The sequence below is a fragment of the Rubripirellula amarantea genome (assembly GCF_007859865.1).
Taxonomy (GTDB): domain Bacteria; phylum Planctomycetota; class Planctomycetia; order Pirellulales; family Pirellulaceae; genus Rubripirellula; species Rubripirellula amarantea.
In genome coordinates, this window is record NZ_SJPI01000002.1 from 516,721 (window position 1) to 542,511 (window position 25,791).

General features: G+C 54.1%; 19 protein-coding genes. 10 read left to right on the plus strand and 9 right to left on the minus strand.

The window, feature by feature from the left end; translation table 11 throughout:
* Positions 1 to 1,135 precede the first annotated feature (1,135 nt).
* Together Pla22_RS15270 and Pla22_RS15275 are read left to right on the plus strand one after the other, a co-directional pair.
* Complete coding sequence (locus Pla22_RS15270; protein WP_146515703.1) at positions 1,136 to 2,062, plus strand: hypothetical protein; 927 nt, start codon at positions 1,136 to 1,138, stop codon at positions 2,060 to 2,062.
* Positions 2,059 to 3,102 (plus strand): hypothetical protein, encoded by a 1,044-nt coding sequence (locus Pla22_RS15275; RefSeq protein WP_146515704.1) that lies wholly within the window; start codon positions 2,059 to 2,061, stop codon positions 3,100 to 3,102. The genes Pla22_RS15270 and Pla22_RS15275 overlap by 4 nt, the downstream gene beginning before the upstream one ends.
* Positions 3,103 to 3,297: 195 nt before the next feature.
* Here Pla22_RS15275 and Pla22_RS15280 read toward each other — a convergent pair whose 3' ends face one another.
* From Pla22_RS15280 to Pla22_RS15290, 3 genes are all read right to left on the minus strand, one after another.
* A complete protein-coding gene (locus tag Pla22_RS15280) occupies positions 3,298 to 3,699 on the minus strand; it encodes a hypothetical protein (protein WP_146515705.1) in 402 nt (133 codons plus the stop codon).
* Positions 3,700 to 3,873: 174 nt separating this feature from the next.
* On the minus strand, positions 3,874 to 5,649 hold the full coding sequence (locus Pla22_RS15285; protein WP_146515706.1) for a hypothetical protein: 1,776 nt from the start codon (positions 5,647 to 5,649) through the stop codon (positions 3,874 to 3,876).
* A 434-nt stretch (positions 5,650 to 6,083) separates the two neighbouring features.
* Entirely contained in the window at positions 6,084 to 7,289 is a 1,206-nt protein-coding gene (locus Pla22_RS15290) for a hypothetical protein (protein WP_146515707.1), read from the minus strand.
* A 453-nt stretch (positions 7,290 to 7,742) separates the two neighbouring features.
* On the opposite strand from Pla22_RS15290, the gene Pla22_RS15295 reads away from it, so the two are divergent.
* Positions 7,743 to 8,417: a HEAT repeat domain-containing protein gene (locus tag Pla22_RS15295; protein ID WP_242632079.1), complete on the plus strand. Its 675-nt coding sequence runs from the start codon at positions 7,743 to 7,745 to the stop codon at positions 8,415 to 8,417.
* Positions 8,418 to 8,585: 168 nt separating this feature from the next.
* Entirely contained in the window at positions 8,586 to 8,837 is a 252-nt protein-coding gene (locus Pla22_RS15300) for a hypothetical protein (protein ID WP_146515709.1), read from the plus strand.
* 57 nt (positions 8,838 to 8,894) lie between these two features.
* On the opposite strand, the gene Pla22_RS15305 is transcribed toward Pla22_RS15300, so the two are convergent.
* Together Pla22_RS15305 and Pla22_RS15310 are read right to left on the minus strand one after the other, a co-directional pair.
* A complete protein-coding gene (locus Pla22_RS15305; RefSeq protein ID WP_146515710.1) occupies positions 8,895 to 12,101 on the minus strand; it encodes an efflux RND transporter permease subunit in 3,207 nt (1,068 codons plus the stop codon).
* Positions 12,098 to 13,576, minus strand: coding sequence for an efflux RND transporter periplasmic adaptor subunit (locus Pla22_RS15310; protein WP_242632080.1), 1,479 nt, complete (start codon positions 13,574 to 13,576; stop codon positions 12,098 to 12,100). The genes Pla22_RS15305 and Pla22_RS15310 overlap by 4 nt, the downstream gene beginning before the upstream one ends.
* A 720-nt stretch (positions 13,577 to 14,296) precedes the next feature.
* Between Pla22_RS15310 and Pla22_RS15315 the strand changes: the two genes are divergently transcribed.
* The 3 genes from Pla22_RS15315 to Pla22_RS15325 all read left to right on the plus strand — a co-directional run bounded on the left by Pla22_RS15315 (position 14,297) and on the right by Pla22_RS15325 (position 17,718).
* On the plus strand, positions 14,297 to 14,944 hold the full coding sequence (locus tag Pla22_RS15315; RefSeq protein WP_146515711.1) for a hypothetical protein: 648 nt from the start codon (positions 14,297 to 14,299) through the stop codon (positions 14,942 to 14,944).
* 210 nt (positions 14,945 to 15,154) lie between these two features.
* Complete coding sequence (locus Pla22_RS15320; RefSeq protein ID WP_146515712.1) at positions 15,155 to 16,264, plus strand: DUF1559 domain-containing protein; 1,110 nt, start codon at positions 15,155 to 15,157, stop codon at positions 16,262 to 16,264.
* Positions 16,261 to 17,718 (plus strand): PepSY-associated TM helix domain-containing protein, encoded by a 1,458-nt coding sequence (locus Pla22_RS15325; protein WP_146515713.1) that lies wholly within the window; start codon positions 16,261 to 16,263, stop codon positions 17,716 to 17,718. The genes Pla22_RS15320 and Pla22_RS15325 overlap by 4 nt, the downstream gene beginning before the upstream one ends.
* 30 nt (positions 17,719 to 17,748) lie before the next feature.
* On the opposite strand, the gene Pla22_RS15330 is transcribed toward Pla22_RS15325, so the two are convergent.
* From Pla22_RS15330 to Pla22_RS15345, 4 genes are all read right to left on the minus strand, one after another.
* Positions 17,749 to 19,416: a J domain-containing protein gene (locus Pla22_RS15330; RefSeq protein WP_146515714.1), complete on the minus strand. Its 1,668-nt coding sequence runs from the start codon at positions 19,414 to 19,416 to the stop codon at positions 17,749 to 17,751.
* Between the two features lie 43 nt (positions 19,417 to 19,459).
* Positions 19,460 to 20,149, minus strand: coding sequence for a hypothetical protein (locus Pla22_RS15335; RefSeq protein WP_146515715.1), 690 nt, complete (start codon positions 20,147 to 20,149; stop codon positions 19,460 to 19,462).
* Positions 20,133 to 21,884 carry an Hsp70 family protein gene (locus Pla22_RS15340; RefSeq protein ID WP_146515716.1) on the minus strand — a complete coding sequence of 584 codons (1,752 nt, stop codon included), beginning with the start codon at positions 21,882 to 21,884 and terminating at the stop codon, positions 20,133 to 20,135. Before Pla22_RS15340 ends, Pla22_RS15335 begins: the two co-directional genes overlap by 17 nt.
* A 278-nt stretch (positions 21,885 to 22,162) precedes the next feature.
* Positions 22,163 to 22,909, minus strand: a complete 747-nt coding sequence (locus Pla22_RS15345; protein WP_146515717.1) for a hypothetical protein — start codon at positions 22,907 to 22,909, stop codon at positions 22,163 to 22,165.
* Between the two features lie 262 nt (positions 22,910 to 23,171).
* Here Pla22_RS15345 and Pla22_RS15350 point away from each other — a divergent pair, with 262 nt between their 5' ends.
* The 3 genes from Pla22_RS15350 to Pla22_RS15360 all read left to right on the plus strand — a co-directional run bounded on the left by Pla22_RS15350 (position 23,172) and on the right by Pla22_RS15360 (position 25,646).
* Positions 23,172 to 24,038: an RDD family protein gene (locus tag Pla22_RS15350; protein WP_146515718.1), complete on the plus strand. Its 867-nt coding sequence runs from the start codon at positions 23,172 to 23,174 to the stop codon at positions 24,036 to 24,038.
* An 81-nt stretch (positions 24,039 to 24,119) separates the two neighbouring features.
* Positions 24,120 to 25,139 carry a helix-turn-helix transcriptional regulator gene (locus tag Pla22_RS15355; protein WP_146515719.1) on the plus strand — a complete coding sequence of 340 codons (1,020 nt, stop codon included), beginning with the start codon at positions 24,120 to 24,122 and terminating at the stop codon, positions 25,137 to 25,139.
* A 174-nt stretch (positions 25,140 to 25,313) separates the two neighbouring features.
* Positions 25,314 to 25,646 carry a co-chaperone GroES gene (locus tag Pla22_RS15360; protein ID WP_146515720.1) on the plus strand — a complete coding sequence of 111 codons (333 nt, stop codon included), beginning with the start codon at positions 25,314 to 25,316 and terminating at the stop codon, positions 25,644 to 25,646.
* Positions 25,647 to 25,791: the final 145 nt, after the last annotated feature.

Here is a 25,791-nt window from a genome sequence, read left to right on the forward strand (position 1 = left end):
TGCGTTTTACTTTACTGGTGCATTGTGAACGCTACTTGAGCAAACCACGTGCAGCGGACTCCACTCAGGCCATCATTCAGCACAATGGAAACCTAATCGCCTCGAAACGATCTTAGTCAAGCGACCAGAGTGGCCAATCGCCAGGTAGCTCTAGCGGCGAAAGAAGCTTTGCGTACTCATGGTCAAGCAACGCAATCCAAACGCCCCCGTTACCTCACGCTAGCTTAGCCTAAAACCGTTTCCCCCAGACTCTTTCGCAAAGGTGAATTTATGAATCCCCGTATGTTATCTTCAGCTTTCGACCTAGTCGGAGTGTTGCTATTCATGACAATCGTCGTGGCCATCGGCTGAACTGCCGGAACACATGCACAGGAACCAGGCACAGACTTGGGGTCCATTGGAACGGTGCCAATCGGGACATGGTGTTCGGTAATGGAGTTGACGGGTAAGGACTGCGATGATTTTTTCCCGGAGAATCGCTGCAACAACACATGTGCGGAGTTTGTTCTTTATGAGTTCGTTTACACTGCTCCAGATGGACAGATTTATGTGATCCGAGAAACGACCATGGCCTGTGCAGACGATGGGGTCGTCGCTGACGTAAATCTAAATTCGCAAACGATATGTTCCACTCAACAAGTGCAGGCAGGTGACGATCCAACTCTCTACTTTGGCTGTGACAGCAAGTTGTTTGATTGCGGGTCTTACTGGGAATGCGGATTTGGATGCCACCTCGTCGAAGGAACATTCGAGTGCGAAGGTACGTGGAACGGAAACCAAGTTTTCATGAATACAGTTGAACCGGAGGCTGGAACCACTGGACACTGTATTCTTCGGTTCCCACCCGAAGCCGTGTGATGTTTACTTGTTCTGTTCTGCCTTGAGATTAATACGATCTATGCGGAAATGTATCTCTTGTGGATCTTCCTACTGTTGAGCCAAGTGGAGTGACCTTTTGATCATGAAGTGGAAACTAATTTCGCTATTGTTTTTGGCGGCCAGTTTGCCGAATGCCCAATCTGGTGGGGATGAGCCACTAACTCCTGACAAGATCAATGAGATCCGGCATAGACGGATCACGTCAGTTGTTTCGAAAACACCTCTAACTGAGGATATGATCGCTTCAAGGACCTCAATGTCTGAGGAATCGCGGGAGCGAATTGACAAACTGATTCAACCCTTCCTGCAATGGAGCACAAAGGACGACATGCTCTGTTGCGACCTTGATGTTGTCGACACGTTCAGCGTTCAGAATCAACCAGGAGAACGTGTTCACAAGGTTTTGATTTGGGATGGTTTTCTAGCGGTCAGCAACGAAGCTAAGCTAATCCATTTTGCCCGGCTTTTGAGTGACAGCGAAGAAGAATTGAAAAGAGATGGTTTGTTTACCTACGGCACGGACGGCAGTTTACCGCAAGGTAAGAACCCGATCACTGCGAGAAGTGGGGCGTGCTTTGTGAGCGATGGCAAAGCTATCGTCGAGCTAGTGAATGGACAAAGGTACGTTACTGCTCCACATCAGCTCGTGGTCACGCTCGGCATGGGGTCCTTCGCACTTGCTCCCGTTTCTTCGTACAACGGTTTTAAGAGTCTGTCTAGAACGCGCGACCGATTGATGGACCAACTCAAGAATCCAGATGAGATCATTGAGATGAAGAATGGTGAGACTTGGACGCGGTCGGAGCTGGATCTCTCTATCTACCAAGAGACGCGTTGGACGGGCGATCCAAAACTACCCACGTACAAGCGGTACTTCAAAAAATTCAAGGCATCCAACGGGACGGGCCTCGACTTGGAATATACGGTGACGGAAACAATCACTCAATGGGATACGACCTTCGGAGAGAGTCCCAGGATCAGGAGCGTAGAGTTGTTTGAACGCGATTTCCAAATGCAAAACGCCAATAAGAATGTGTCGAGGATGATCATCGATTTTGATTGGCTCGACGAGAAGGCAGCACAACAATTGGGTGTTTTCGATGAGAAATCACTTGGACTTCTCTACCCGCCATTGAAGCCGATTTTGGATGCAAAGAAGGGTGAAAAGGAAATCAAGAAATGAAAAAAACGACTTTTTTGGTTTGGATCATAGCATTGAGTTTGCCTGCGAGAGTTTTCGGGTCCGATAGCGAAAATACGGAATCAACGCCCTTGCGAGGCAATGTCATTGCTGAACATTCCTTCGAGGACGGTTTCCAGACCCTAATGCCGATCACTATCAGCGCTCCCGCGACGCAGTTTAGTGCCGAGTCTTTTTCAACCCGCGTTTTAATGAAGAACCGGTTGACACGAAGCCTCAGCATTCAAGACATAAGCAAATCTTGTCGGTGCGCCGATGTGACAGTGGTAAACGGGGATGCCGATCCTGGAGAAGAACTAGATGTCTTGGTCACAATTAAAAAGCAGAGAGGTAAGTCTTCGATTGAAGGAACGCTCAACTTTGCATTCCATGATGACAAAATCGGCCCGCAGTCATTAACCATCAGATCTCCCATTGAGGCTCCCGTAATGGGACCACGAGAGTTTCTTTGGTCTGAACAACGCAAGCGGTTTGAGCTTCCATTGAGGGTAATTGACGGCAGCGAAGGAGCGATCGTTGGCTTGCGTTCAAACGGAGGGGAAGTCTCGGGATGGCAACTGGAGGAGATCCCACCTGAACAAGCAGATCTAATCGAGACAGGATTCACCCACCTCCTGGCCTTAAAATCTAACACGTGGGTTGATAACAAGGATCATCTTGTGGTGATTGACTTGCGATTCCCAACTACTGTGGATCAAGAGTATGCAATTACAGCGTGGTGCTTTGGCCGAGATGACACTACGAAGGTAATCGTCCACCCGCGAACGTTATATCGAGAGCGATTAAAGGATGAAAATGAAATTCGCATTTTGCTCTTGCCCTCTCCACCCCCGGCTAAAGAGTTATCCGTTTCCGTTTCCGTTTTTGAGGCGGACACGCCAGTCATAGCAATTCCTTCTGAGAATGGAATAGTATTTCAGTTGCGCAGGACGTTCATCGAGAATTCAAGTACCGATGAGTTGACAATTCGCGTTCGAAGCGGAGAAACAAATCTAGGTACCGCTACTCTCTATATCAAGTGAATGCGATTATTACGTCACACTTGCTCTACGGAATGCCGGAAAGACATTTCCTTCCCCATTTCCCAGCATGACCGATCCCACCCCAGGGCCTCCGTAGGCCGTAACGAGCGAAGCGAGATCCAATACCATCATCGAAACTCCCCTCACCGTCTGTCAACCGTCGGCCATCGGGAAGGGAGACTAGAAAATGGCGGCTTATTGAAAGAGGCGCGGTGGGATCGGGTCGCGAAATTCAAGGGTGACTATCCGACGTAGCGCTCCAGTAAGCGTTTCGCTGTATCGCGACCGCCCCATCCGAAAGGGATTGCCGAGGCCACCGAGCAACGACCCAAAGGCTACATTGACAATGGATGACGACAATCCCATTCGTTCAAGTCCCATCGCTCCTGCGAATATGACGATCGCCACACGGGCAACGGTCGCCAGTTGATCGGCGCCCTGATTGCCAGAATCGCGAACGAACTTCGCTGCAACGTTACCAAGGTAAACCCCTAGTCCGATCAACAGCAAACCCACCGCAACTCGCGTTGTGAACTCGATGAACTGCTCGAGTTGACCGGCAAACATCTCCAAACCCATCATCGGAAGAGCCTGCATCGTTGCTACACGTTACTGACCGCCAGCACCCCATCGCCGACACTTCGTCGCTACCAAACGAAAACAGGGCGAGTTCCCTTTCGGAAACCCGCCCTGCATCGAAAGTCGCTTACGTCCGGCGAACTTGACGATGGTCTGACTTGTGATCAGACCTGAACTTTAAGATGTAGATGCTTAGCATCCACAAGCCGGAGCAACGTCGCAACCGCAAGCTGGTTCTACATCGCAACCGCAACCGCAATCGTTTCCGCAGCTGAAGATGCTCTTCAACAGGTTACGAATTGGAGTCTTTGGTGCACAGCAAGGAGCAGCTTCGCAGCCACAAGCAGGAGCGGCAACGCCACATCCACAGCCCATGTCCGAAGCCGAGCCTACCGAGTCGCCACAGCCGCAAGCTGGTGCTGGTGCACAAACTTGAACTGGAACTTGCTCGCAAACAACTCGAGGAACGCACTTGGTGACGGTGTAAGGTTCGCAAACCTTACGGCACTTGGCGACTTGAATCGTCTTGGTGTAGCACTCTTTGCGGCACTTGGTTTCGCAAACAGTCTTGGTGCGGCACTCAGGGATCATCTTGCAAACTTTGTATTCGCAAACCTTGGTGCGGCATTCAGGAACCATCTTGCAAGTGGTGTAGTTAACGGTCTTGCTACGTGGTTCGCAAACCATGCTGCAAGTGGTGTAGTTAACGGTCTTGCTACGAGGCTCGCAGACGTAGCTGCAAGTCGTGTAGTTAACAGTCTTGCTACGTTGTTCGCAAACGGTGCTGCAAACGGTGTAGTTGACGGTCTTGGTGCGGCATTCTGGAACCATCTTGCAAGTGGTGTAGTTAACAACCTTGCTACGGCACTCAGGAACCATTCGGCAAACGGTGTAGTTTACAACCTTGGTCTTGCACTCAGGAACCTTGCGGCAAACGGTGTAAGGTACTTCACGAGTACGGCACTCACGTGTGTAAGTCGTGCAAGTCACTTCTTTTTGCTCGCAAGTTGGAACCCAAACCTTCTTGCAGATGGTTTGTGGGCAACCTTGAACGCATTCAACGCGGCACTTGCCAGGGCAGTAAACGTTCTTGCAAGTTGCAGGATCGAACGTCCAAGTACCAGGCTCACGGACTGTGCGACGCATCATCTTCCCAGGAACGGTCTCAGTCGTGGTTTGCCATGATCCACCCTTAACAGTGACCATCTTGGTTGTCGTTACAGGAACAACAACGCTGTAGTTCTCGGTACGAACTTTTTGTTCTTGCACGGTGTTGTAAACCGTGTAGTTGATCGTGCGAGACTTTTCTTCTCTCACAGGAACCATAACTTGGTAGTTGATGGTCTTGCTGTGTTGCTCGTAAACTGGCTTGTTTACGGTGTAGTTGATCGTACGAGTCTTGGTTTCGCGAACGGGAACCTTGACGGTGTAGTTGATCACTTTGCTGTGAGTCGTGTACACAGGCTTCTTGACGGTGTAGTTGATCACTTTGCTGTGAGTCGTGTACACAGGCTTCTTAACCGTGTAGTTGATCACTTTGCTGTGTTGTTCGTACACAGGCTTGTTGACGGTGTAGTTGATCGTACGAGTTTTGGTTTCGTACGAAGGAACCATCACGGTGTATTGAACTTCACGTTGGGTCGTTTCAGGAACCATACGAGTGGCCTGAACTTCCTTCGTTTCGTAATACACTTCGTTCTTCGTGCGGTAGCGAGTTTCTTGAACTTGCTCCATCACGGTCTTCTTAACTGTTCGCATAACGGTGTATGAACCGCCTGCAACAGCGCCGCCTTCGACCGAGCCAGCAGCTCCGCCATCAGCAATCATCGATCCGCCTTCTACGACGCTCGAACCACAACCACCACAGCCTTGATAGCTGATAGCACCACAATAAGCAGCGCTAGCGGACTTTGCACCTGATGCAACTGAAATCGTTGCAACAGCTGCCAATAACCACAGCCTTTTCATCTTAAATTCTCCAAGTAAAACAACACGCTTGAGTGTTGAATGGACGCAGCTAAACAACCGCCGATGCTCCATGCAACGGCGAAATACAATGAACCCTCCATGGCCGTACCTGTTGTCTGAGATGTCTTAGTGTTTGACGGGTGCCTCATTCAGCGATGACGTCAATTCCAACTAAGCGATCTCGGGACCCTGTGCGGAATGGCAAAGAGAGCGTCGATGCATCAAATACATCGACTACGGACAAAGGGTTGCCCACGCAAAAGAAGTAGACAGGGCAAAACGAACCGATTGCGTAGTACTGATGGGATGGCCGTTTCGACCTTAACGATTCTGACGTTTGCGCAAAGCCAGTTCGCGTGTTTCACGAATGACTGCGATGAAACGAAGTCGCTTTCCGATTTCGTAACCGCGTTTGAAGGCGAATTTCATCGCCTCTACTGCGTAACGACGAATCCCAATTCACTGAATGTGACGCTTGCACCAACTTGGTCAGTGATCATCCGTACTAGTTCTTCGATGGTGGCATCTTTCGCTTCAAGAGTCACCTGTTGATCGCACACGTCGATCGCGCTTAGTTCAATCGTGCAAACGATTCCACCAGCGGATGCCAGCTTCACAAGAATGTCCGAAGCGCGAGCACGTGTGGTGAGCGTGAATGTCGCTTCGGTCGAACTTGCCGGTCGGTCGCGCTTCGCTCGCATCACCAAGGCAGCCATCAAGGCGCGATGGACTTCTGCGTTGCCCAGCACTTCGATATCTCGCCCGCGCTTGCGTACTCGGGTTCTTGCATCCGCTTCGTTGCCTGGACCATTCCCCGAGTCGCTGGCCAACCCAGAGCCGCTGGCTAACCCCGAGTCGCTAGCTGATTCCGAGTCGCTGGCTGATGCAATCGCTTCCTTGGCGGTTTCCAACGACAATCCCACGTAACGATGCGAAAGCGAACGAACAGGACCCTCGTTTGCGTCAACAAATTGGGCTCGCACAAGAGTTTCCGCGATGGGAAAGCGCACATCTTTCCAGCTCACTTCCGGCCATAAGTCGTGCGGCAGTTGTTCGGGTGACTTCTGATAAGATTCCGTGGGCGATTCCTGACGCGACTTTTCACGCGATACCGAACGAACAATGGCCAGGGCTTCGCTGGGCGTGGTCAAGTCAGGCCAAACGATGTCACTGGTCGATCGAGATGACGTGCCCTTGGGGGACTGCTCGATCATCGAGGCCACTTGATCCAACCAAGCTGCCCGTCCTAGGACGACCATATTGGGTGCTACCAGAACACGACAGCCGTTTTGCTCGGCCAGTTTGGCGAGCGCGTCGTAGACGGTGGGACCAAGCTTGCCAGCGGCGATGATTCGGTCGGGGTCTACGTTGCGATCGATCCAGACGTTGACGCCAGCGGCTTGGGCTACCGATTGCACACCGCTGCGAAAGCCTCGCCCATCGACGATGGCTGTCGTCGGAGAGGACAGTTTGGTGATCAGAGGATCAGAAACAGAAAAACTTTCTGCCGCAGCAATCGTGGCGTGTCGAGCGATCACCGGGACTACCACAAGAGCCAACACCAAGAGCGAGCGTCCGAGGTAAACGCTCGGGTTGCAAACGGCGGCTCTTGCTAGCGACGCGAGGTGGATAGGGCTCATGTTGCGAAGTTTAGCGAGGATAAGCAAACGAGGGTGCCGTAGACGCTGGCTAATTGAATAAAATGCTCCCTAAAACGCCCCGTAAGGCAACGCTTGAGGAAGTCGGAAGTGGTGACTAGACTCGGACGACGTGGGTGGAGAACTGAGGACGGGCAACAGCGAGCGTCGGTAAGCGATCTGGGGGTTGGGATCGTGGACTTTCGTTTCAATGGACCGTGGTCGAGTGGCCAACGTTAGACCGTCCTTGGCCCAGTGGCAAACAGCCGTTCGGGCAGGAAAATGAACGCAAGATCCTGTCTACTGACTTGCCTCATGACGGCACAGCGATAGGATGCTCGCGCCGGCATCAGTTCTCGACCTAGTTTTACTTTCCGGTGGTTTCCGCCGTCCAGCCTGTTCGCAACACAAATTGCTGACTCTGCGACGTCGATTCCGCACACGATGGATAACACTGTGACAGCTCCCCTGGTACATACAACACGACTCGCAGCGGCTTATCGTCGATTTCTATCGACTGGTTCTTCGCCCACGTTTGCCGCCCAGGTGGACGAAAGTTATTCCGCCGCAACTCTTTCGTCGCTGCTTCGACGAGGCGACGTTGAACTCCGCCGCGCCGCGGCGTTGTCATTGGGGATGCTTGGCGACCACTGCTCGATCGAGCCGTTGGGACGCGCCTTGGCGGATGAAGACCGAGGTGTCCGTTTCGCGGCCGATGATTCTTTTCGCGCACTGCTAGTGCGAGACGCCGCGCCGCTGCACCACCAGCAACTCTTGCAGGTCATGCACCTGAACGATGGTGGCGACTACGCCGGATCCCTTGCACCAACATTGATCCTTGTTGACCAAGCCCCTCGTTACGCGGAAGCTCATCATCAACTGGCGATCTGTTGGCACGGGCTAGAGAACTTTCATCAAGCCGAAGCTGCTTACAGTGCTTGTCTTTGGCATTGCCGTTATCACTACTTGGCATGGCAAGGCCTAGCACGTTGTCGAACGATTCTTGGCGACAACGAAGGGGCACTTTCAGCACTGCAGCACTGCATCGAAATTTGTCCTGACATGGAATCTGCCCGAGCACAAATACGCGTGCTTCAGCGACGTTTGCGTCGCACCGGTGGTCAATCGTAAGTTTGACCAAGTTCCCGTCCAAGAAGCCGTGTGTCATTAGCAACTGCGACGAAGTCAAGACCGCCATCAAGTTAGTATCGACGCCAAATTAAATTTGCCACCAAGTAAGAATTGCCGCCGGGTTGCAGCGGCTGCGTCGAAGCCGAGTAGAAGAAGGAAGCGAGTGCCATGAATTACGACGACGCACTCGTCGGCTCGATTGCCATTGTTCTCGCCATCATCTCCTTCGCATTCGCGATTGGTCCCTGGCAACGACCTTACGAGCTACGTAGTATCTCGGCGGTGCGTGAGCGATTTGGAAAACCCATCGCCCGAGGCGTATGGGTTGCGATTGCGTTAGCGACGTTCAGCGCTGGTCTCGCCATCATCAACGGTATTCGACCCAGCTACGCTACACCGCATGTGACCGCTAACCCTTAGCACGCACTCCGATTGACGAGTTGATCACTCAGCGGATCTTCCAGATCTCTTGATCTCTCAAGCTTCGGAGGCTGGAATCTTGGCGATCAATAGGTAAAGCACCGGTGCAAGGATTAGCACCACCATGGTCGAGAACGTCAATCCGAACGCCAAGCTGGTGGCCATCGGAGAAACCACCTGAGCCTCCTTGGATCGTTCTAGCAAAATGGGAAGCATGCCGGCCACGGTCGTCACTGACGTTAACAGCACTGCCCGAAAACGCCGCCTGCCGCCGTCCATGATCGCTTCGTGAACCGGCAAGCCATCGGCAACGCGTTGATTGATGAAGTCAACCAACACGATGGAATCGTTGACCACCACACCTGCCAACGCCACGATACCGAAGATGCTGAACAATGTCAGTTCGATATCCATGACAATGTGCCCGAAGATCGCGCCGATGAAACCAAACGGGATCACCGACAACACCAGGATTGCGTGCCAACAAGATCCAAACTGAATGGTCAGCAGTAAGAACATCGCACCGATGACGACGTACAATCCAATCGTCAGGCTATCGACGGTCTCGGTGGTCTGTTCTTGTTGCCCTGACCATTCCAGACGAATGTCGGGGAACTGCTGCTGAAACTGGGGAACCCAGTTTGCTCGCAGGTCGGCCACCACCTCGAAGGCGTTGCCACGTGATTCGTCGATGTCAGCGACCACGCTGATCGCTCGCATCTGATCCATACGGCGAATTTCTGAGTAGCCGCGCGCGACTTCCACATCAGCAACCTCTCGCAGCGGGCGTTCGGTTCCGTCTTCGCCACGAATACGAATTCCTTCAAAACTAATCAGAGTGTTACGATCTTCGCGTGGGTAGCGAACTCGCAGGGGAACTTCATGACGTCCCCGCTGCAGTCGCATGACCTCTTCACCGTAGTAAGAAGCTCGAACGGTACCCGCGACGTCGGCTAGCGATACTCCCATCGCCTTGGCGTCATCACGCACCTTCATGCGGTACTCCCATTTGCCCTGGCGTGTGTCGGTAGCAATGTCGGACACGTAGGGATACTCGGCAAGTTTCGCTTTGCAAACTTCAATCGCTTGGTCGAGTCGATCCAGCTTGTCGCTTGGAGCGAGCAATCGAACCGAGATCGGTAAGTCGGCCGGTCCGCGAGGTGAAGCGCCATAAGCGATCGCATCCGCGCCCGGGAAATCACCCGCCATCTTACGCCACATGGAAACGATCTCGGCGCTCGATACGGTTCGGTCTCCGATGTCGTTGAGTTGGACAAATACACCACCGACGTGACTGGATGCTTCGCTGCCAACCGCGTCCCCGCTTGAGCCCACCGTTCGCTGCACGGCTTGTACAAACCCGCCTTCGTCGTCGGTCATGTTTTCATCAATTGACCGCTGGTTGATTTCCAGCATTGCGGATTCAATCCGTTTGGTTGCCGCGTCGGTGATCGCGGCAGGCGTCCCGTCGGGAAACGTGATCTGGCAAGTCACGAAACCAAAGTCAATCTTGGGAAGTAGCAGGAACGGCACCATCCCGGAACGAACGACACCAACCGAAAGGATCAAGAAGCCCGCTGCGGCCGACAGAACGATGAGAGGGTTGCGAAGCGATAGGTCCAGCACTGTCGAATAGATGCGGTCGACAAACCACGTCAAGAATCGTTGGTTTGCCGCGTTTGCTTTGCCCAGCACCCAGCCCAACGGCTTCAGCGGTAGCAGCAACCAACCCAAGACGTCCAAGAAACGACTGCGTCGGTGTGCCAGGTGAGAAGGCAAAATCGTCAAGCTTTCCACCAGTGAAATAAGCAGCATGACGCTAACGCAAATGGGCAACACCACGGTCAATCGCTTGATGTTTCCTTCCAAATACATGATCGGTGCAAACGCGATCACGGTCGTCAGGATTGCCGTGATCACCGAAGGCATCACCTCGGTCGCACCATCAATGGCCGCTTCGGAATACGACTTGCCCATCTGGCGGTGCGCGTAAATGTTTTCGCCGACCACAATCGCATCATCGACGACGATCCCTAACGCAATCAAGAACGCAAACATCGACGTCATGTTCAACGTTTGACCGCTGTAGTGCATGAAAATGCATGCTCCCAACAGCGACACGGGAATGCCCAGAGCCACCCACCAAGCCAAACGGATTTCCAGGAATAGTGCGAGGACAAGGAAGACGAGGATCAGTCCCATCCATCCGTTGGTGGCGAGCAGACTTAAGCGATTGCGAACGCTGGTGGAACGGTCTCGCATGGTCATCATCGTGAACCCGTCCGGAAGGTTTCCCTTTTCGCGTTCGACCCATTCACTCACTTCGTCGGAAATCTGAACCAGGTCGTCTGTGCTGGTCATTTCGACCGAAACCACGACTGCGGGTCGGCCGTTGACTTCATTGACGGACGTGTCGACGGAAAACTCGTCTCGCACGCGGCCTAGGTCCCCGACGGTTAGCACGGCACCACCGGGTTCGGTCACCAGGGGGATCGCGGCAATCTCGTCGCCGAGTTCACTTTTGTCACTGCCACGCAAAAGTATCTCTTGCGATTCGCCCTTCAATGTCCCGCTGGGAACTTCGACGTTATTAGCCCGTACGATTTCGGCAACTTTGCGCAGCGATAAGTTGTACTCTCGCAGCGCAAGTTCAGGTATCTCGATATCGATTTGGTAGGCCGGTGCACCGACGAGATCAACCACCGAAACCGATTGTAGCGTCAGTAGATCGCTTCGCACGCGCTCGGCAACACGGCGCAGTTGCAGCGCGGCTTCCGATCGAGCGTCATCACTGATCGGGACTTCATCCTCGACTAGCTTGGGGCCCATCACCGCAACGCGTATGGCGGTGACGAAGTTTGAATCCAAGCTGATGTCGGGTTTCTCGGCCAGTTCCGGGAAGCTGGGGATCTGGTTGATCGAGGTCGTTACCTCCGTTAGCACGCGTTGAGCGTCGGCCTGAGTGAAATCGCTGTCGAGTTCCAACGTGATCGCCGCCATGCCCTCGCGGGCCGACGAATGCATTTCGTCAATGCCATCGACGGTGCGAATTGCTTCCTCGATCTTCTCGAGAATGCCTTGCTCGATTTCATCGGGGCTGGCACCGGGATACACGACCGAAATGTTCAGCATGTAGAGCTCGAAATCCGGCCAAAAGTCGCGGCGCAACTGGGACAAACTCCATGCGCCAAGCAACAGGGTTCCGAGCATGATCACATTCATGGCCTGCCAATTTTTGACGGACCAAGCGACGATTGATCTCATCCTGCGGCCTTTTTAGACGTGGCCGCTTCATCAGCAACATTGGATTCGGGCGTCACGTTCCTTGCGTCGGGTTTCTTCGATGGAATCAACGCCATGCCTTCGATCGGGTCACTGACCGGTGACACGATCACCGAAACGGATTCATCAGTGGAACGGACGGGCAACGATTGCGGATCGATGATGACGTAGTCGTCCTCACTTGCAACCACTTCGACATTCACGATTCGCAGCTTACCGTCAACATCGAGCCAGATTTGATTCCCGGGTCGAATCGCCAGTTCACTGCACTGAACTAGTGGGATTTGCGATTGTGTCTGAATGAGTACCGAAACGAACATGCCTCGCATCAGTTGCCCTGGTCCGCCAGCTTGCTCGTCGTCGGAGATCACGTCGTCGCCGACTAGCCGCCGAACTTCTTGCGGATCATCGACGCGAAACAGGCAGGGGTACGTTCGCGTCGCGGCATCAATTCCTGCTCCGTCGATACGCTCCAAAACCGCTTGCCATTGATAGACACGTTGGCCGAGCCGGTACTGGATCGTCGCCGGTACGGCGGGTACACGATCGTCCGCCGCCAATCCGTCCGTTGATAAACCGCTTGAATTCCAGATGCGGTACATCTGGTCGACGGTCAAATTCGAACGCACTTCGACGGTGGCATTGTCTTCGATGGTGACAAATGGCGTGCCGACTGCGACGAATGATTGTTCTTCGACAAGCGACTCGATGACTCGCCCGGTGACCGGGGCGGTGACGACGGTGCGTCTTAAGTCCAATTCGCCCCGTTTAATTGCGACTTCGGTAAGCGTTCGTTTCTGTTCGACGAGTTCGCGATTGGCAATCAAATCGCGACGTCTGTTTTCGAGTTCAACCAATGCTGCTTTGGCGGTCAATTGGGCGCGTTTGGCGACATCGACTTCACTGGTGGACGCGGCTCGACGATTGACCAATGATTCAACTCGAGCGAGTTCGTCGGATGAGAGTGTTAGTTGATCGCGAGAAAGAGTCAGTAGCGCCGAGGTGTTTTCGATGCTAACCGCGATCGCGTCGAGTTCGGCGGCTTCTTGAGCCTGCTGAGCACGCAGTCGTTCGATTTCGAGTTCGAATTCTGTTGGATCCAATCGCATCAGGATTTCGCCCTCGGTGACCTTTCGTCCATTGCGTACGTTGGCGGACAATTCGATCACTCGGCCCGCGACTTCGGTGGACAGCCGAATTTCACGCAAAGGGACGACCACTCCGTTGGCAGAGAGGACAACCGGACCGTTGTGCGGTTTTAGTTGTTCGGTAGTGACAACCGTCCCGGCCAGCTTGGGACGTTTGATCCGTTCGGGGCGTTCGCGTTTGCCAAGTTTGGAATACGCAACGAAGCAACCTGCGAACAGGCAAATTGAAACGATCACGTTAATGGCTAACCGCATCGGCGAACGTGCCGGGGTATCGACAGTGCGGTCGTTGGTTGACTCGTGGGACACACGAATCCTTTCTTTCAGGATGGGGCGGCGAATGTGCCGGGGGAGGGCGGGAGCATGGGCTGGAGGCGATGCCAAGGTTGAAACCCGTCAGCGGCCCCAGTGTTCCTATGCTAACCAAAGTTTTAAGAAGTTCAGCTAGCTCCCCCCGGTGCAACGGATCGCCTGCGGTGAATTGAACCACCGCCGCCGGTTCGTAGGGGTTGTGAGGGGAACCCAAGGCGGTTGCTGGCAAGCGCAAATTTCGCGAAATACTTGCCGGGGAATCTGGCGTTTGGTTTTGCAAATTTGAGTTCGCTAAAACGAATCGGTGGTCGCTTGGCAGCGGTCATGTTGCAGAACCAATACCGTGGCAGAATCAATACCGTGGCTGAATCAACACTGTGGCAGTATCAACACTGAGCCGGAATCATCTGGCGGGCCGGCACCAGTCGCTGACCCCGGGATCGTCCCAGAACGGCCAAGTTGGTTTGGCGGCTCTCCTTTTGAACCTGAAACTTGGCTGAATTCTCGCTGTCGCAACCCTATTCGATACCAGAACCGCATGACCACCCGCTCGTCCTTGGCTCGCGGTTTGACCAATTGCCGCACGTGCCCCCGGTGCCATTGCCAATCCCGGCGAGGCAGTTCAAAATCCGGAGGTGAGGAGTGAGCCGCGTTGTGATGTTCTGGCACCCGTGCCGTCCGTCCGTTTGATCGCGCTCGTTATTGATTGAACATTCCTTGGAAATCCTTTCGCATCCGTTGATCTATTCACGTCGCAGCCAACGCCTAATCGGTGCGTTGTTGTTGTTCGTGTTGTCGTTTGCGCTCTTGGGAATTCCGCTGGCAGCTCCCCCGACTCCTGCGAGAAATGTCGCTGGCGCCCAATCGGGGGAACGCTTTCCCTGTGAAGACTGCGCTTGCGGGTGTGCAACAGCCGAATATTGCTGGGACCGATGTTGTTGCCACAGCGATCGCGAAAAACTTCAATGGGCAGCCGAACATCAAGTCACTCCACCTGCTTTCCTGGTTGCGCGTGCAAATCAGGTCACCGCTCAGACCGAAGCGTGCGATCTTTCAACGCCTAAGTGCTGCTGTTGCCAAGCGAAACCTGATGTCGCCACAGTATCCGAACCAGCCAGTGCTTCCCAGCCAGCCAGTGCAACCAAATCGGCGAGCGACGTTTCAGAGCACGCGATGGCTTCCGTGTTGGTCTGGAAAGCCTTTGAATGCCGTGGTCTTCAATCGTTATGGTCCATGCTGAGCTGTGTTGTGGTGTCGATGCACCCCGCAGCGACTGCAAGCTCGCCACCGATCATCGAGCGGATTCGTCTTCTCGATGATTTGGCAACCGCGATACGCGATTGCCCGGACCCGCCTGTTCCTTAGCGGAACCCTCTTTCACACGGTTATCTAACCGTGATTTTTGCCTTTTTTAATCGAGACGATGGAGCTGCGCGCTTTGCTTGCGCCCGTCGTTATCTATCAACGCTCCTGCGCGTGGAAAAAAGGATGAAGGCTCGCTCCTCACACTTGCGTTTATTCATCCTCCCTCGCGGGAGCGACCTTATGACCGTTCACTTACGCTTATTACTTTCCATGAAATTCCTACACCCATCACCGCGGCTTCGACCCGCATTCACGCTAATCGAACTGCTTGTCGTCATCGCCATCATCGGCATCCTCGTTGGGCTGTTGTTGCCGGCTGTTCAAGCGGCTCGAGAAGCAGCACGACGAATGAGTTGCAGCAACAATTTTCGTCAAATTGGTTTGGCGTTACATAACTACGAATCCGCATTCAAGATGCTGCCGCCGATTGGCAACATCGACACTGACTTTGCGGTGCAAGCGAGAATCCTTCCGTTCATTGAGCAGTCCGGTCTTGATGACGAACTCGCCTTCAATGTGCCTGCCTTCGGTGGCAATTGGGCTGGCAAGGTTCCGCACCCTAAGAACGAAGAAGCATTTTCGAGGACTTTGGAGGTCTACCTGTGTCCCAGCGATCCAGCGCCCGCGACCACGGTCGTGTCGGTTTCCGGAGTGGACTATTCCTACGGTGGTGTCAACTACATGGTCAGTTACGGAAGCAATCGCAACCAGAACTACGACTTTCGCTGGAAGACCGACGGAATGTTCTTTGTTCCCCACGGTGTAAAGTTCAACCATGTCTTTGACGGGTTGTCCAACACGGTCGTGATGAGCGAAACCGTTCGGGCTCAGGGCGAAGATCGGACGTTGCCTGCGGGAGAGTTGCCGCCGAAACCGTATTCTTACACGCTCAATGGATCGTCAGGTGTGAGTTCTGCGCTGAACGATCGCCAGGGCATGTTGGCAACCGGTGGCGAATGGAGTTCTTACGTGGACACCCATGGAATGATCGACGACGCGCCGGTGGAAACCTTTTGGGACACCTTCACCAGTTGGCGTGGTGGATCGAGTCCTGCGATACGTGGACGTGGAATGAGTTGGGCGTTCAACGGTGCAATCAACTCGATGACCAACGGGTACCTGCCGCCGAACTCGCATACGCCGGACATCGTCACTCACTGGACCGGATACTTTGCACCGCGAAGCTATCACACGGGCGGCGCGATGCTTTGCTTCGCCGACGGATCGGTTCACTTCTTAAGCGAAAGCACAGACGTGGAACTCCATCGAGATCTGCACAGTGCCAACGGCCGTGAAGTGCTGCAAGGGTTCAACCCATGAGCGACGTGAAAGTCAAAAAAAGCAATCAATGGCCGAACTACGCCGCGGTGTGGCGATGGCACTTCTTCGCCGGACTGTTTTGCATTCCGTTCGTGATCGTGTTGTCCGTGACCGGAACCATCTACCTTTTCAAGCCGCAAATTGAAGCTTGGCAAGAACGTGGCTACGATCAACGCTCGCGAGAACATCGCGTCGAGCATCAAGTTGTTCAGCCGGTCTTTGATCAAGTCACTGCCGCTCTTGTCCATGAATCGGGAAGCAAGTTTGCGGCCGTTGAGGTAGCAGCAGAACCCGATCAGGCGACCCGCGTGATCGTGCAACGTGGTGGGGAACGCGTGCGAGTGTACGTGGACCCCAGCACTAACGAAGTACTGGGAAGTGCGATCGAGAGCGAACGTTTGATTGCCGTGGTCCGGAAAATCCACGGCGAACTCCTGTTGGGAAAACGCGGGTCGTACCTCGTTGAATTGGCAGCGAGCTGGACGATCGTGATGGTGATCACCGGAATGGTGCTTTGGATGCCAAAGCAGGCTCGGCCGGCCGGAGTGCTCTATCCCCGGTGGTCGGCAACGGGAAAGACGTTCTGGAAAGACATGCACAGCGTCGGCGGTTTCTGGGTTTCCGGATTGATTTTGTTTCTAATCGCCACTGGACTCCCGTGGTCGACGTACTGGGGTGACTACTTCAAGACGATGCGAAGCGTGACTGGAACCGCGGTTGTGAAGCAGGATTGGGATGGCGGACATGCAGAACATGAAATGGACGGGAAACATGACGAACACAGGGAACACGGCGAACATGCTGGACACGGCGAAAATGCAGAGCATCAGCAACATGCCAACGGTGCGAAGCCGAAGCCATCGGGAGGCCCATCCTGGCGAACTCCGGTGCCTGATCTAGACAGCTACGATCTGACATTGGTGAACAACGCGGCGGCTCATGCCAGTCAACTCGATTGGTTGCCACCGGTATTGGTAAAGCCTCCCACCGACGGCAGTACCGTTTGGACCATAGCGTCGGATACACCCAACCGACCGCATCGGCAAACGATGCGTTGGGATGCTGCCTCGCAGGTCATGGTCGACCATGAAACGTTTGCGATGCGACACTGGGTGGATCGGGTGGTGGGTCAGGGTATCGCTTTGCACGAAGGCCAACGCTTCGGGCTTGCGAACCAACTGATCGCACTAACCGCGACCGTCGGCTTAGTGATGCTTTCGAGCACCGGCATCATCCTGTGGTGGCGACGACGCGACCAACTGGGGCATTCCAATCGAGGGTTGTCGCCACCGGCGAGTAAAGCAAACTCACAACCGCGAGAGTTTTCGAGGAAGCGATTTGCAATCCTAGCCATCGTAACATCCGCGCTGGCGATTTACCTGCCGCTGTTTGGACTCTCACTCGCTGCCGTCTTGATGGTCGACCGAGTAGCAATGAGGTTTCTATTTGATTGACATTCCAAGCCGGGCAACGCGGGCGGCTTGCTAAGAATTGAGTGTTTGCACCGCACGGGCGAAGAACCATGCGGCAGGGTCATTCGCCATGCCGTTGACGACTTCGTCCGTGTTGTCGATCACTTCACCATGAATTTTGGCTTCTTGTGTTTCGCCGATTGCCGCCATCGCTTGACTCATCGTTGCGGGGACGACGCGGAACAACTTGAAAACTTCGAAACGAATCAGCGAGTACGGCAACTTCGTTTTGACCATGACCGCGACCAAAATCGCGATCACGATGACGATCGCCACGATGAACGTGACCAAAGTCATGCCAAGGTCAGCGAACCCAGCGGCAACTTCAGAATCCAGGAAACGCATCACGGCGCGGATGAGCAGGGACACGCACGTGACAAGTCCCAGCATCGTTAGGCACGACAACACCATGAACGAAAGAGTGCGAATTTGAAAGGTTGCAGATTTTTCCCACCGCTGACCCACTCGATACATCATTCTTTCGCACGCCGTCTTAAGCTCGTCGTCAGGGATACCGGTATCGAATGAAAAGTCGTGCACCGCGATGCGATCGTCCACATCATCGACAATGCGTTCCCAAATCCAGTAAACAGTCATGCCTCCGGCCAGATCCGTTGGCAAGTCTTGCATCAAGTACAGGCCACGACCGGATATTTCATACTGAGTCTGCAACACCTGAGCATCAGCATCGCCAGTTGCCTCGCAACAAAATGCCACGATCGCCGAGTCGATTTGTTGGGCAATCGCCGACGTCTGCGTGAACTCCGCTCGAATTGTTTGGTAGGCGGACAACTGGTCCACAAACTCGACTTCATCTTGTGCCCAGTGAGGGAGGTCGAAAAAGCTATCCTCAATTTGCTCGCGAACCCCCTGAAACCAAGAAGGGTCTGCTTTCCAAATGGCTGCAGGCAACAAATGTACGAAGAAGATTAAACGACCCCGATCGGCCAAAATGCCGAGGTTTCGTTCGGACTGCTCGAGCGTTGATTTGAAGTCGTCAAAGGGAGCTTCACGCAGTAGACGATCCCAAACCGATTCGGTGATCGAAAAGTATCGGTCTGGCGGGATTACTTTTGACGCTTGCGTCAAAGCGTTGGCACGATCTTGCCAAGCCGAAAGTTGATTGCAATAACTCCGCACACACTGCAGCAAGGAAACACTGCGGGGATGATCGGCGATGCCTCTTAGCAGCCAATTCCAAAAGTCGTTCTCCGGCGACGTTGGGGCAATATCCGAAAGAACCGCAAGGGCGAGGTAGTCTTCGTCGCTCTTGTTGGGATTGTCCTGCAATTGTTGGTAGATCTGCGGTGGCGAACGATGGGAGAGTTCTTCCAACGCTGATGGTCGTACGGAGACTGCGTCGCCGCGATCCGGGTTCAAGTCCGATGGTGCAGCGTCATTTGCGTAGAACTGCTGCGTAGAGTCCAGGGCCGGCGAATCCAATTCCATGGGATCGGACGGGGATGCATAACGGAGTTGTTCGCTGAGTGATTCGTAAGCAGCTCGGATTTTCTGGAACTCGTCCGGAAACTTTTCTGGTTTGAATCGGCGCAGAAGTTTTTTGTAAGCGGACTTCAGTTCAGCAAAGTCATTGGAACGGGTAAGCCCGAAGAATCCTCTCGGATCGTTTGGGAGTTTGTCCCATGAGGGTTCCGAATCGGGCGAGGAGCTATCGTTCACGGCTTAGACAAACAGGAAGTTGAATCAGAGAATTGTGGTTCACTTACAGATCGAACAGGGAAATCACCACCTGCCAACTCGTGAACAACATAGCGAAAACGATGACCATTAAAGCAATCCCGAGTGCCCCTCGGGCCTCGTCGCTGGCGAGATCCCACTTTGGCTGATAATGACGCAGTTCGCTAAACCAGATTTTCTCTTGTTCAAACACTTGAGGGTAGCGAGCTTGCAAGATCCCGATCGCCTTTTGAATCTCGGCATGAGCGACGGCGTAGTGCGGGTTGTGGTTGGGACGAATGTGCGAGAACACGGTCTCTCGCTCACGGTTCGCTTCGGGGACGGAAGCAATAACGATCTTTCGCAGTGACAAGCGAAACGCTTGATGCATATTGGTGTCGGACCAAGCGGAGATGAACTCGGCGCGGTTCTTGGCAACCTGTTGCAAACGAGTCGCCGCAGCAGCAATGTCCGCGAACTTCGAATGAGCCAAACGACTGAGTTCGTTGCTTTGGGTGACGGCTTCTTGTTCCCAAAACGATTCCCGAATCGCCGCCAATGCCGCGATGGACTCGCAACGCACTTCGTCGACGGCTTTTGCCGCGATCACATGATGGTCGTCCTGCGATCGAAACTGGTCACGTCGTCGGACAAGGTCATCGAAAGAGCGAGATTCGATCAGGGTGAGGACTTCTCGAACATAGTCCTTCGAACGGTCCTCACTCGGAAACGTCATCGATTCCCTCCAGATCAAAGCCTAGGCCTGACAACAAGAGCAGCAGTCCATTCTTGGCAAACCCAAATGCTTCGCGATCGCCGGATTCCATGGCATGCTCGAAATGGTCAACCGCATGTTCCAAGTCGCCTCTTTGAAACGGACTCACTTCACCAATTGCCTTTTCGGCGTATAGCAAGAGTCGTTGGTTCGCCATTTCCTCGCGGGGATAGAACTTGACGTCTGCCATCCGCTTCACCGCCGCCTCAATTTCTCTCTCGTTCATTCCTTGGACGTGATTCGTAAATACAGTGTTGTACTTTGCCCCCGTTTCGGGAATGTAAGCCTCGACTTCCAAGATGCCGTTCAGGTCGTACGTGAATCGAATGTGGATTGCTTGGCCAGTCGGACCTGGCGGGATGCCTTTGATCAATAGGTTGCCCAGCAACAGGTTCTCGCTGACCTTACGTGACTCACCTTGATACACGCGAAGGTCAACTTGGCGTTGGTTGGGTTCAATCGTCGAAACGATCTCTTCTTTGGAAACCGGAATCGTCGTATTGCGGTGAATGATAGGAAGGTAAAAGCCACTGACTTGTTTACGCCCGAACTCCTTGGCAACTTCAACGCCGAGCGTGAATGGGCAAACGTCGGTCATGACCATGTCATCCACGGCTAGATCATCGTTGATCAACGCCGCCTGGACCGCCGCGCCCAACGCCACGACCTGATCAGGATCGATGGTCGCGTGGGGCTTCGTGTCAAACATTTCAGCGACAAACGATTGCACAGCCAAATCCCGTGTCGCTCCGCCCACCAAGATGACGTCTTCAATATCACGCGTGCTGAGTCGGGCGTCCCGGATGGCTCGCGATATGGGTCGCACGAGTCGTTTGATCAAGGGATCAAAGATTTCTCTGGCTTGCGATTTGGTGAGTGTCACGCTTTGGCAATCGTCCGCAATGATTCCATCGTTGGCGGGGATTCGCACGATCGCTGCATCGGCACCCGCGAGCGACCGTTTAGCGGCTTCGCACTGTTCACGCAGTCGAGAAACGAATAGCGGGTGATTCATTTCGTCGAGTTCAAGTTGGCGACCGTGAGCCTGGAGGATCGATCCGACCAAACGCGTGGTAAAGTCTTCGCCGCCAAGCTGAGTTTCACCGGCGGTAGAAACAATTTCCAAAGCGCCTTCGTCAATCTCCATCACAGTCACGTCGAATGTGCCGCCACCCAAGTCGATGACGATCATGTTCTTCTGGACGTCGCGATCGTGGAAACCGTACGTTAGCGCCGCTGCGGTCGGTTCGTTAAGAATGCGTCGAACGTTCAGGCCCGCCAATCGTCCGGCCAACTTGGTCGCTTTGCGTTGGTTGTCGTTAAAGTACGCCGGGACTGTGATGACGGCATCGGTCACCTCATGTTCAAGGAACCGCTCAGCGTCTTCACGCAATGATCGCAGCACAAGGCTAGAAAGTTCGTTGGCGTTGAAGGTTTGTCCGCCCAATTCGACTTGGCGATTGGTGCCGATCCAGCGTTTGAAACACGATACCGTTCGTTCGGGTCGCGTGACGCGAAGTTCCGCTGCGGCTTGTCCGAGAACGATCTGGCCGTCGTCGAGCAATCCAACGACCGAAGGCGTCATCAGGCTACCGAGCGAATTCGGGATCAGTGTTGGTTTCCCATCTCGAAAAAGTGCGCACAAAGAGTTGGTTGTGCCGAGATCAATTCCGATGATGGGTGGAGTGATAGCCATTGGATTCCTACTGGCACGATGCTCATGCAAGTGTAGCTCATCGACCAAGTGTAGCTCGTCGACCGAGTGTAGCTGCGCGCCGCTATTCGCTACGAGACGCTCGGTGGTTAATCGACTTTCGGTTTACCATCGTTCGCATTGGTATCACTTCGTCAGAACTTGCATCACGTCGTTGATACGCAAACGGTAACCATGGGACTAACCGACCAACAAAGTCGTCCATGCGGTCGCCATACGCATAACGGTCACAGTTGTTTTCGAAGCCATTGTTTCGACCTCTAACGAGCCGAGATGGCTTCTTGCAGCGGACGTAAAATACCGCTCACTAGATGCTCATCCACCAAGTCGCAACTCAGGGCTGCCAAACGCTTGAACTCTTTCGCGTACGATTCGCTAGGATCCAAAGAATCGTAGCGACGAACCGTAAGGTAGACACTGATCGCGTCTTCGCCGAACTCACCTTTGCGAACCTGATAGGCCGTTGTGCGAGATTCAAAACTGATACGACACTGGGTGCGGCATTCTTCGTCGAGCGAGAACTGAATCGAAGGCTCGAACGAAAGCAGTTTGCCGTAGGGAGTTTGCGAGAACAATTCCAGCCGCGAAGGGACGCCCACCACATCGGCAAGGATCTCGTTGTGGTTGCCTTGGTAGTTGAAGTCAAATCCCAGCATCACGCTGAGCGATTCGCAATCAAGCGGTGTGATCGACAAGTCGTAGGGCACGAGGTCAAGAATGTGAGCGTGCTGAGCCACAGCGGCTTCGAACGACTCGGGATTGACGACGCCGCTGTTGACCCGTTTGGGTTCTACCGACGTCCAGCGATACGACGAGTCCTCGGCCTTTTCCTCTTCGAGCACATACTCGCCTTTTTCGCGAGCGTAGAAGTTTTGCATTTGGGGAAATCGCCGCCGCACTTGTTCGAAGTAGTGCAGAACGGATTCGCGGTTGGTAGGCAACTCCATTTCGGTTGCCAAGATCATGTTCACGTAAAAGTCGTCGCTGAAAGCGCCGTATTGGCTCATGCAGGTCCCCAGATGGTGTTCGAGTAGAGACTTTAGTTTACGTGCTTGGGTTCAGCGATGACAGTGGAACAGAAATCATTCCGCCCGCAGCGCGTTTCAGCTATCATAGCGAACCCACTCGCCCTCCGCCGTTCATCATACAATGTAGAACGATTGTCCCAATCGTTTGGGAAGCCTGAGCTGGCAAAGCCAGCCCTGCACCTACACCCAAACAATCGGGACGATTGTTCTACGATCCGCCGCCTCTTGTCCTGTCCAGTCGATGAAGATCAAGTGTCCCGCCTGCGCCAAACTGCTCAATATCCCGGATACTGCGGCGGGCAAGGTCGTGAAATGTCCGTGTGGCAGGCAATTGAAGGTACCAGGCGGAGCCCCCGCAACAGCCGGAGCTCAATCGGCGTCTAGATCGGCGGGTGCTGGCGGTCCGGCGCGACCCGCTACCCCCAATGGTCCCAAACCACGACCGGCCGCTGCGCCGCGAGCCATGCCGGCTGGGCCGAGCAGTTTTGACGATGGGTTTTTCGACGAATTGACGGATCAGGATCTGCAGCCCGTCAAACCCGTTGCCCAGTATGGCCGAGCTGTTTCAACGGCGACGAGCCCCTTGGGCGACAAGTTGGTCAATCAATACGCGTCGCAACGCAGTATTGGTGAAGGGTTAGTCCAGGCGTTCAATTTTGAACTCGCCAGCCCAGGGATTCGAATTGCTGCGACTTTGATCGATGGAGCGATGTACATCCTATTCGGGGTCATCGGTTTCTTCGCAGCAGGAGCGATTTTGGTCGCGAAAGCGGATCCCGACGACGTCAGTGCCCAGAACGCAGCCTTCTATATCGTTTTGGGTTTCTTCTTCGTTCCCTATATCGCCAACATGGTGTTGATCTCGTTACGTGGGCAGAGCGTGGGAAAGTTGTTGTTGGGAATCCAGATCCGCAACCAGGCTACCGGCGCCCCGGCAACGTTTTTTGACGGGTTTCTTGTGCGAGTTTTTGGTTTCAACGTGATCACCAACATCCCGATTCTCGGCTTCTTCGTCGCTGTCGCTGATCTGGTTTATCTGTTCATGGAGGGCCACGAAACGCTTCACGACAAGATGGCTCGAACGATGGTCGTGAAGTACCAAGCGTAGGCAAAACGCCGGTGATTGTTCTCTTGCCTCACGCGCGTCACAATGCAGGCGTCAGTGAAGTGCCCCCAAGGAGGATCCATCGTGGCTCGCAACGAACAACTCATTCGCCAACACAAACTCATCCAATTGCTTGAGTTTTCGCGTTTCGGACGCACACTCGAGGAACTGCGAGCGGACTTGGTCGCGGATTTGGGGCTAACCAAGCTGCACGAGCGAACGGTCCGTCGCGACGTCGAAGCATTGCAGGCCGCCGGCTTTGACATTCAAAGCGACACGGTCGAACGCGGGAAGGTTTTCAAGCTCGGGCAGAATACCGCCGGCGTGCACGAGGTGGGAATCTCGGCATCGGAAATGATCGCGCTGTCCATCGGCCGCGAATTGCTGTACCCGTTGTTGGGAACTCAGTATTGGCGAGGGATCGAGTCTTTCTGGAATAAGGTTCAGGAAACTGTTCCCGACGGAGTCTTCGATCACTACGCACGCTACCGAAAAACCTTGCACGTTTTCGGTACGCCAAGCAAGACGTACGAGCATCACGAAGGCATGCTGAAGACCATCAACCGCGCGATCCTTGAACATCGTATCGTAGAAGTGGAATACGAATCGGTGGGCAAGCCGGTCACGACCCGTCGCATTGAACCGTACGGACTTGCCGTTTACCAAAGCAGCATTTACGTGGTTGCTGCGGCTCACGAGATCAAGTCTTCCACCGAGAGGCTTCGCAATTGGAAACTCGATCGGTTCCGGCATGCCACCGCACTGGATGAGTATTTCAAACCGGACGATTCGATTGATTTGTCGAAACACTTAGGCAAGAGCATCGGCATCTTCAGTGGCGACGATGCGACGATCGTTAAGATACGACTCGGCCAGCGAGCGGCCGCGTGGGTGCGCGAGGATCCTTGGCACCCCGAACAAAAGCTGACACCGACCGACGACGGCGGTTCGATCATGACCATTCCCGCCTCGCACCCTCGCGAGGTGTTGCCGAAGGTGTTGTCGCTAGGTTACGACGCTGAGGTTTTGGAACCCGAATCGTTCCGAGAAGCGGTCGCCGAGGCAGTGACGAAGATGGCCGCCAACTACAACTCGGTCGTTTAGGTCGGCTCGCGTCGTTGTTTGGCTTGCGTTGTGGATCGGCTCGCTGGCGGCTCATGATCACGTAGCGGACGGTTTTGCCTGATCGGCTAGTGTTGGCTGTGCTCGGTATCGCTCCAAAACAGAGTTCGTGTGCCCGTCTCGACGTATCGCGGGCTGCGGCGCAAAATGTGCCGCATGGGAAAGAAAAAATCTGCTGCTGTTTTTGAATACGTGGAACCTCTGGGCGATCGCGTGCTAGTTCGCAAGGACGAGCCCAAACGCGAAACGCGAGGCGGCATCGCGCTGCCTGATGCGGCTGAAATTCCTACCATCACCGGTCGTGTGGTCACGATCAGTGCTGCGGTGGAAAATGACGAGGAGTTGCCGCTTCGCCAGTACGACAAGATCCTGTTTCATCCTAAGAATGCGATTCCAGTGGACCTTGAGCACGATAACCAGCTCTTCGTTGTCCCCGTCGAAGACATTGTTGCTGTCTTTCGACGAAAGCCCAGCAGCGACGAATCGTAGTAGGGCTGGCAACCACAGTCACTACGCTGGACGGTTGCTAACCCAGCGAAGGTTCGGCAGTTTTGCTCGGTATGCCTTCGTGGTAGGTCTTCGTGGTATGCCTTCGTGGTAGGTCTTCACAGTTCGTCTTAACTGAAAGGTTGGG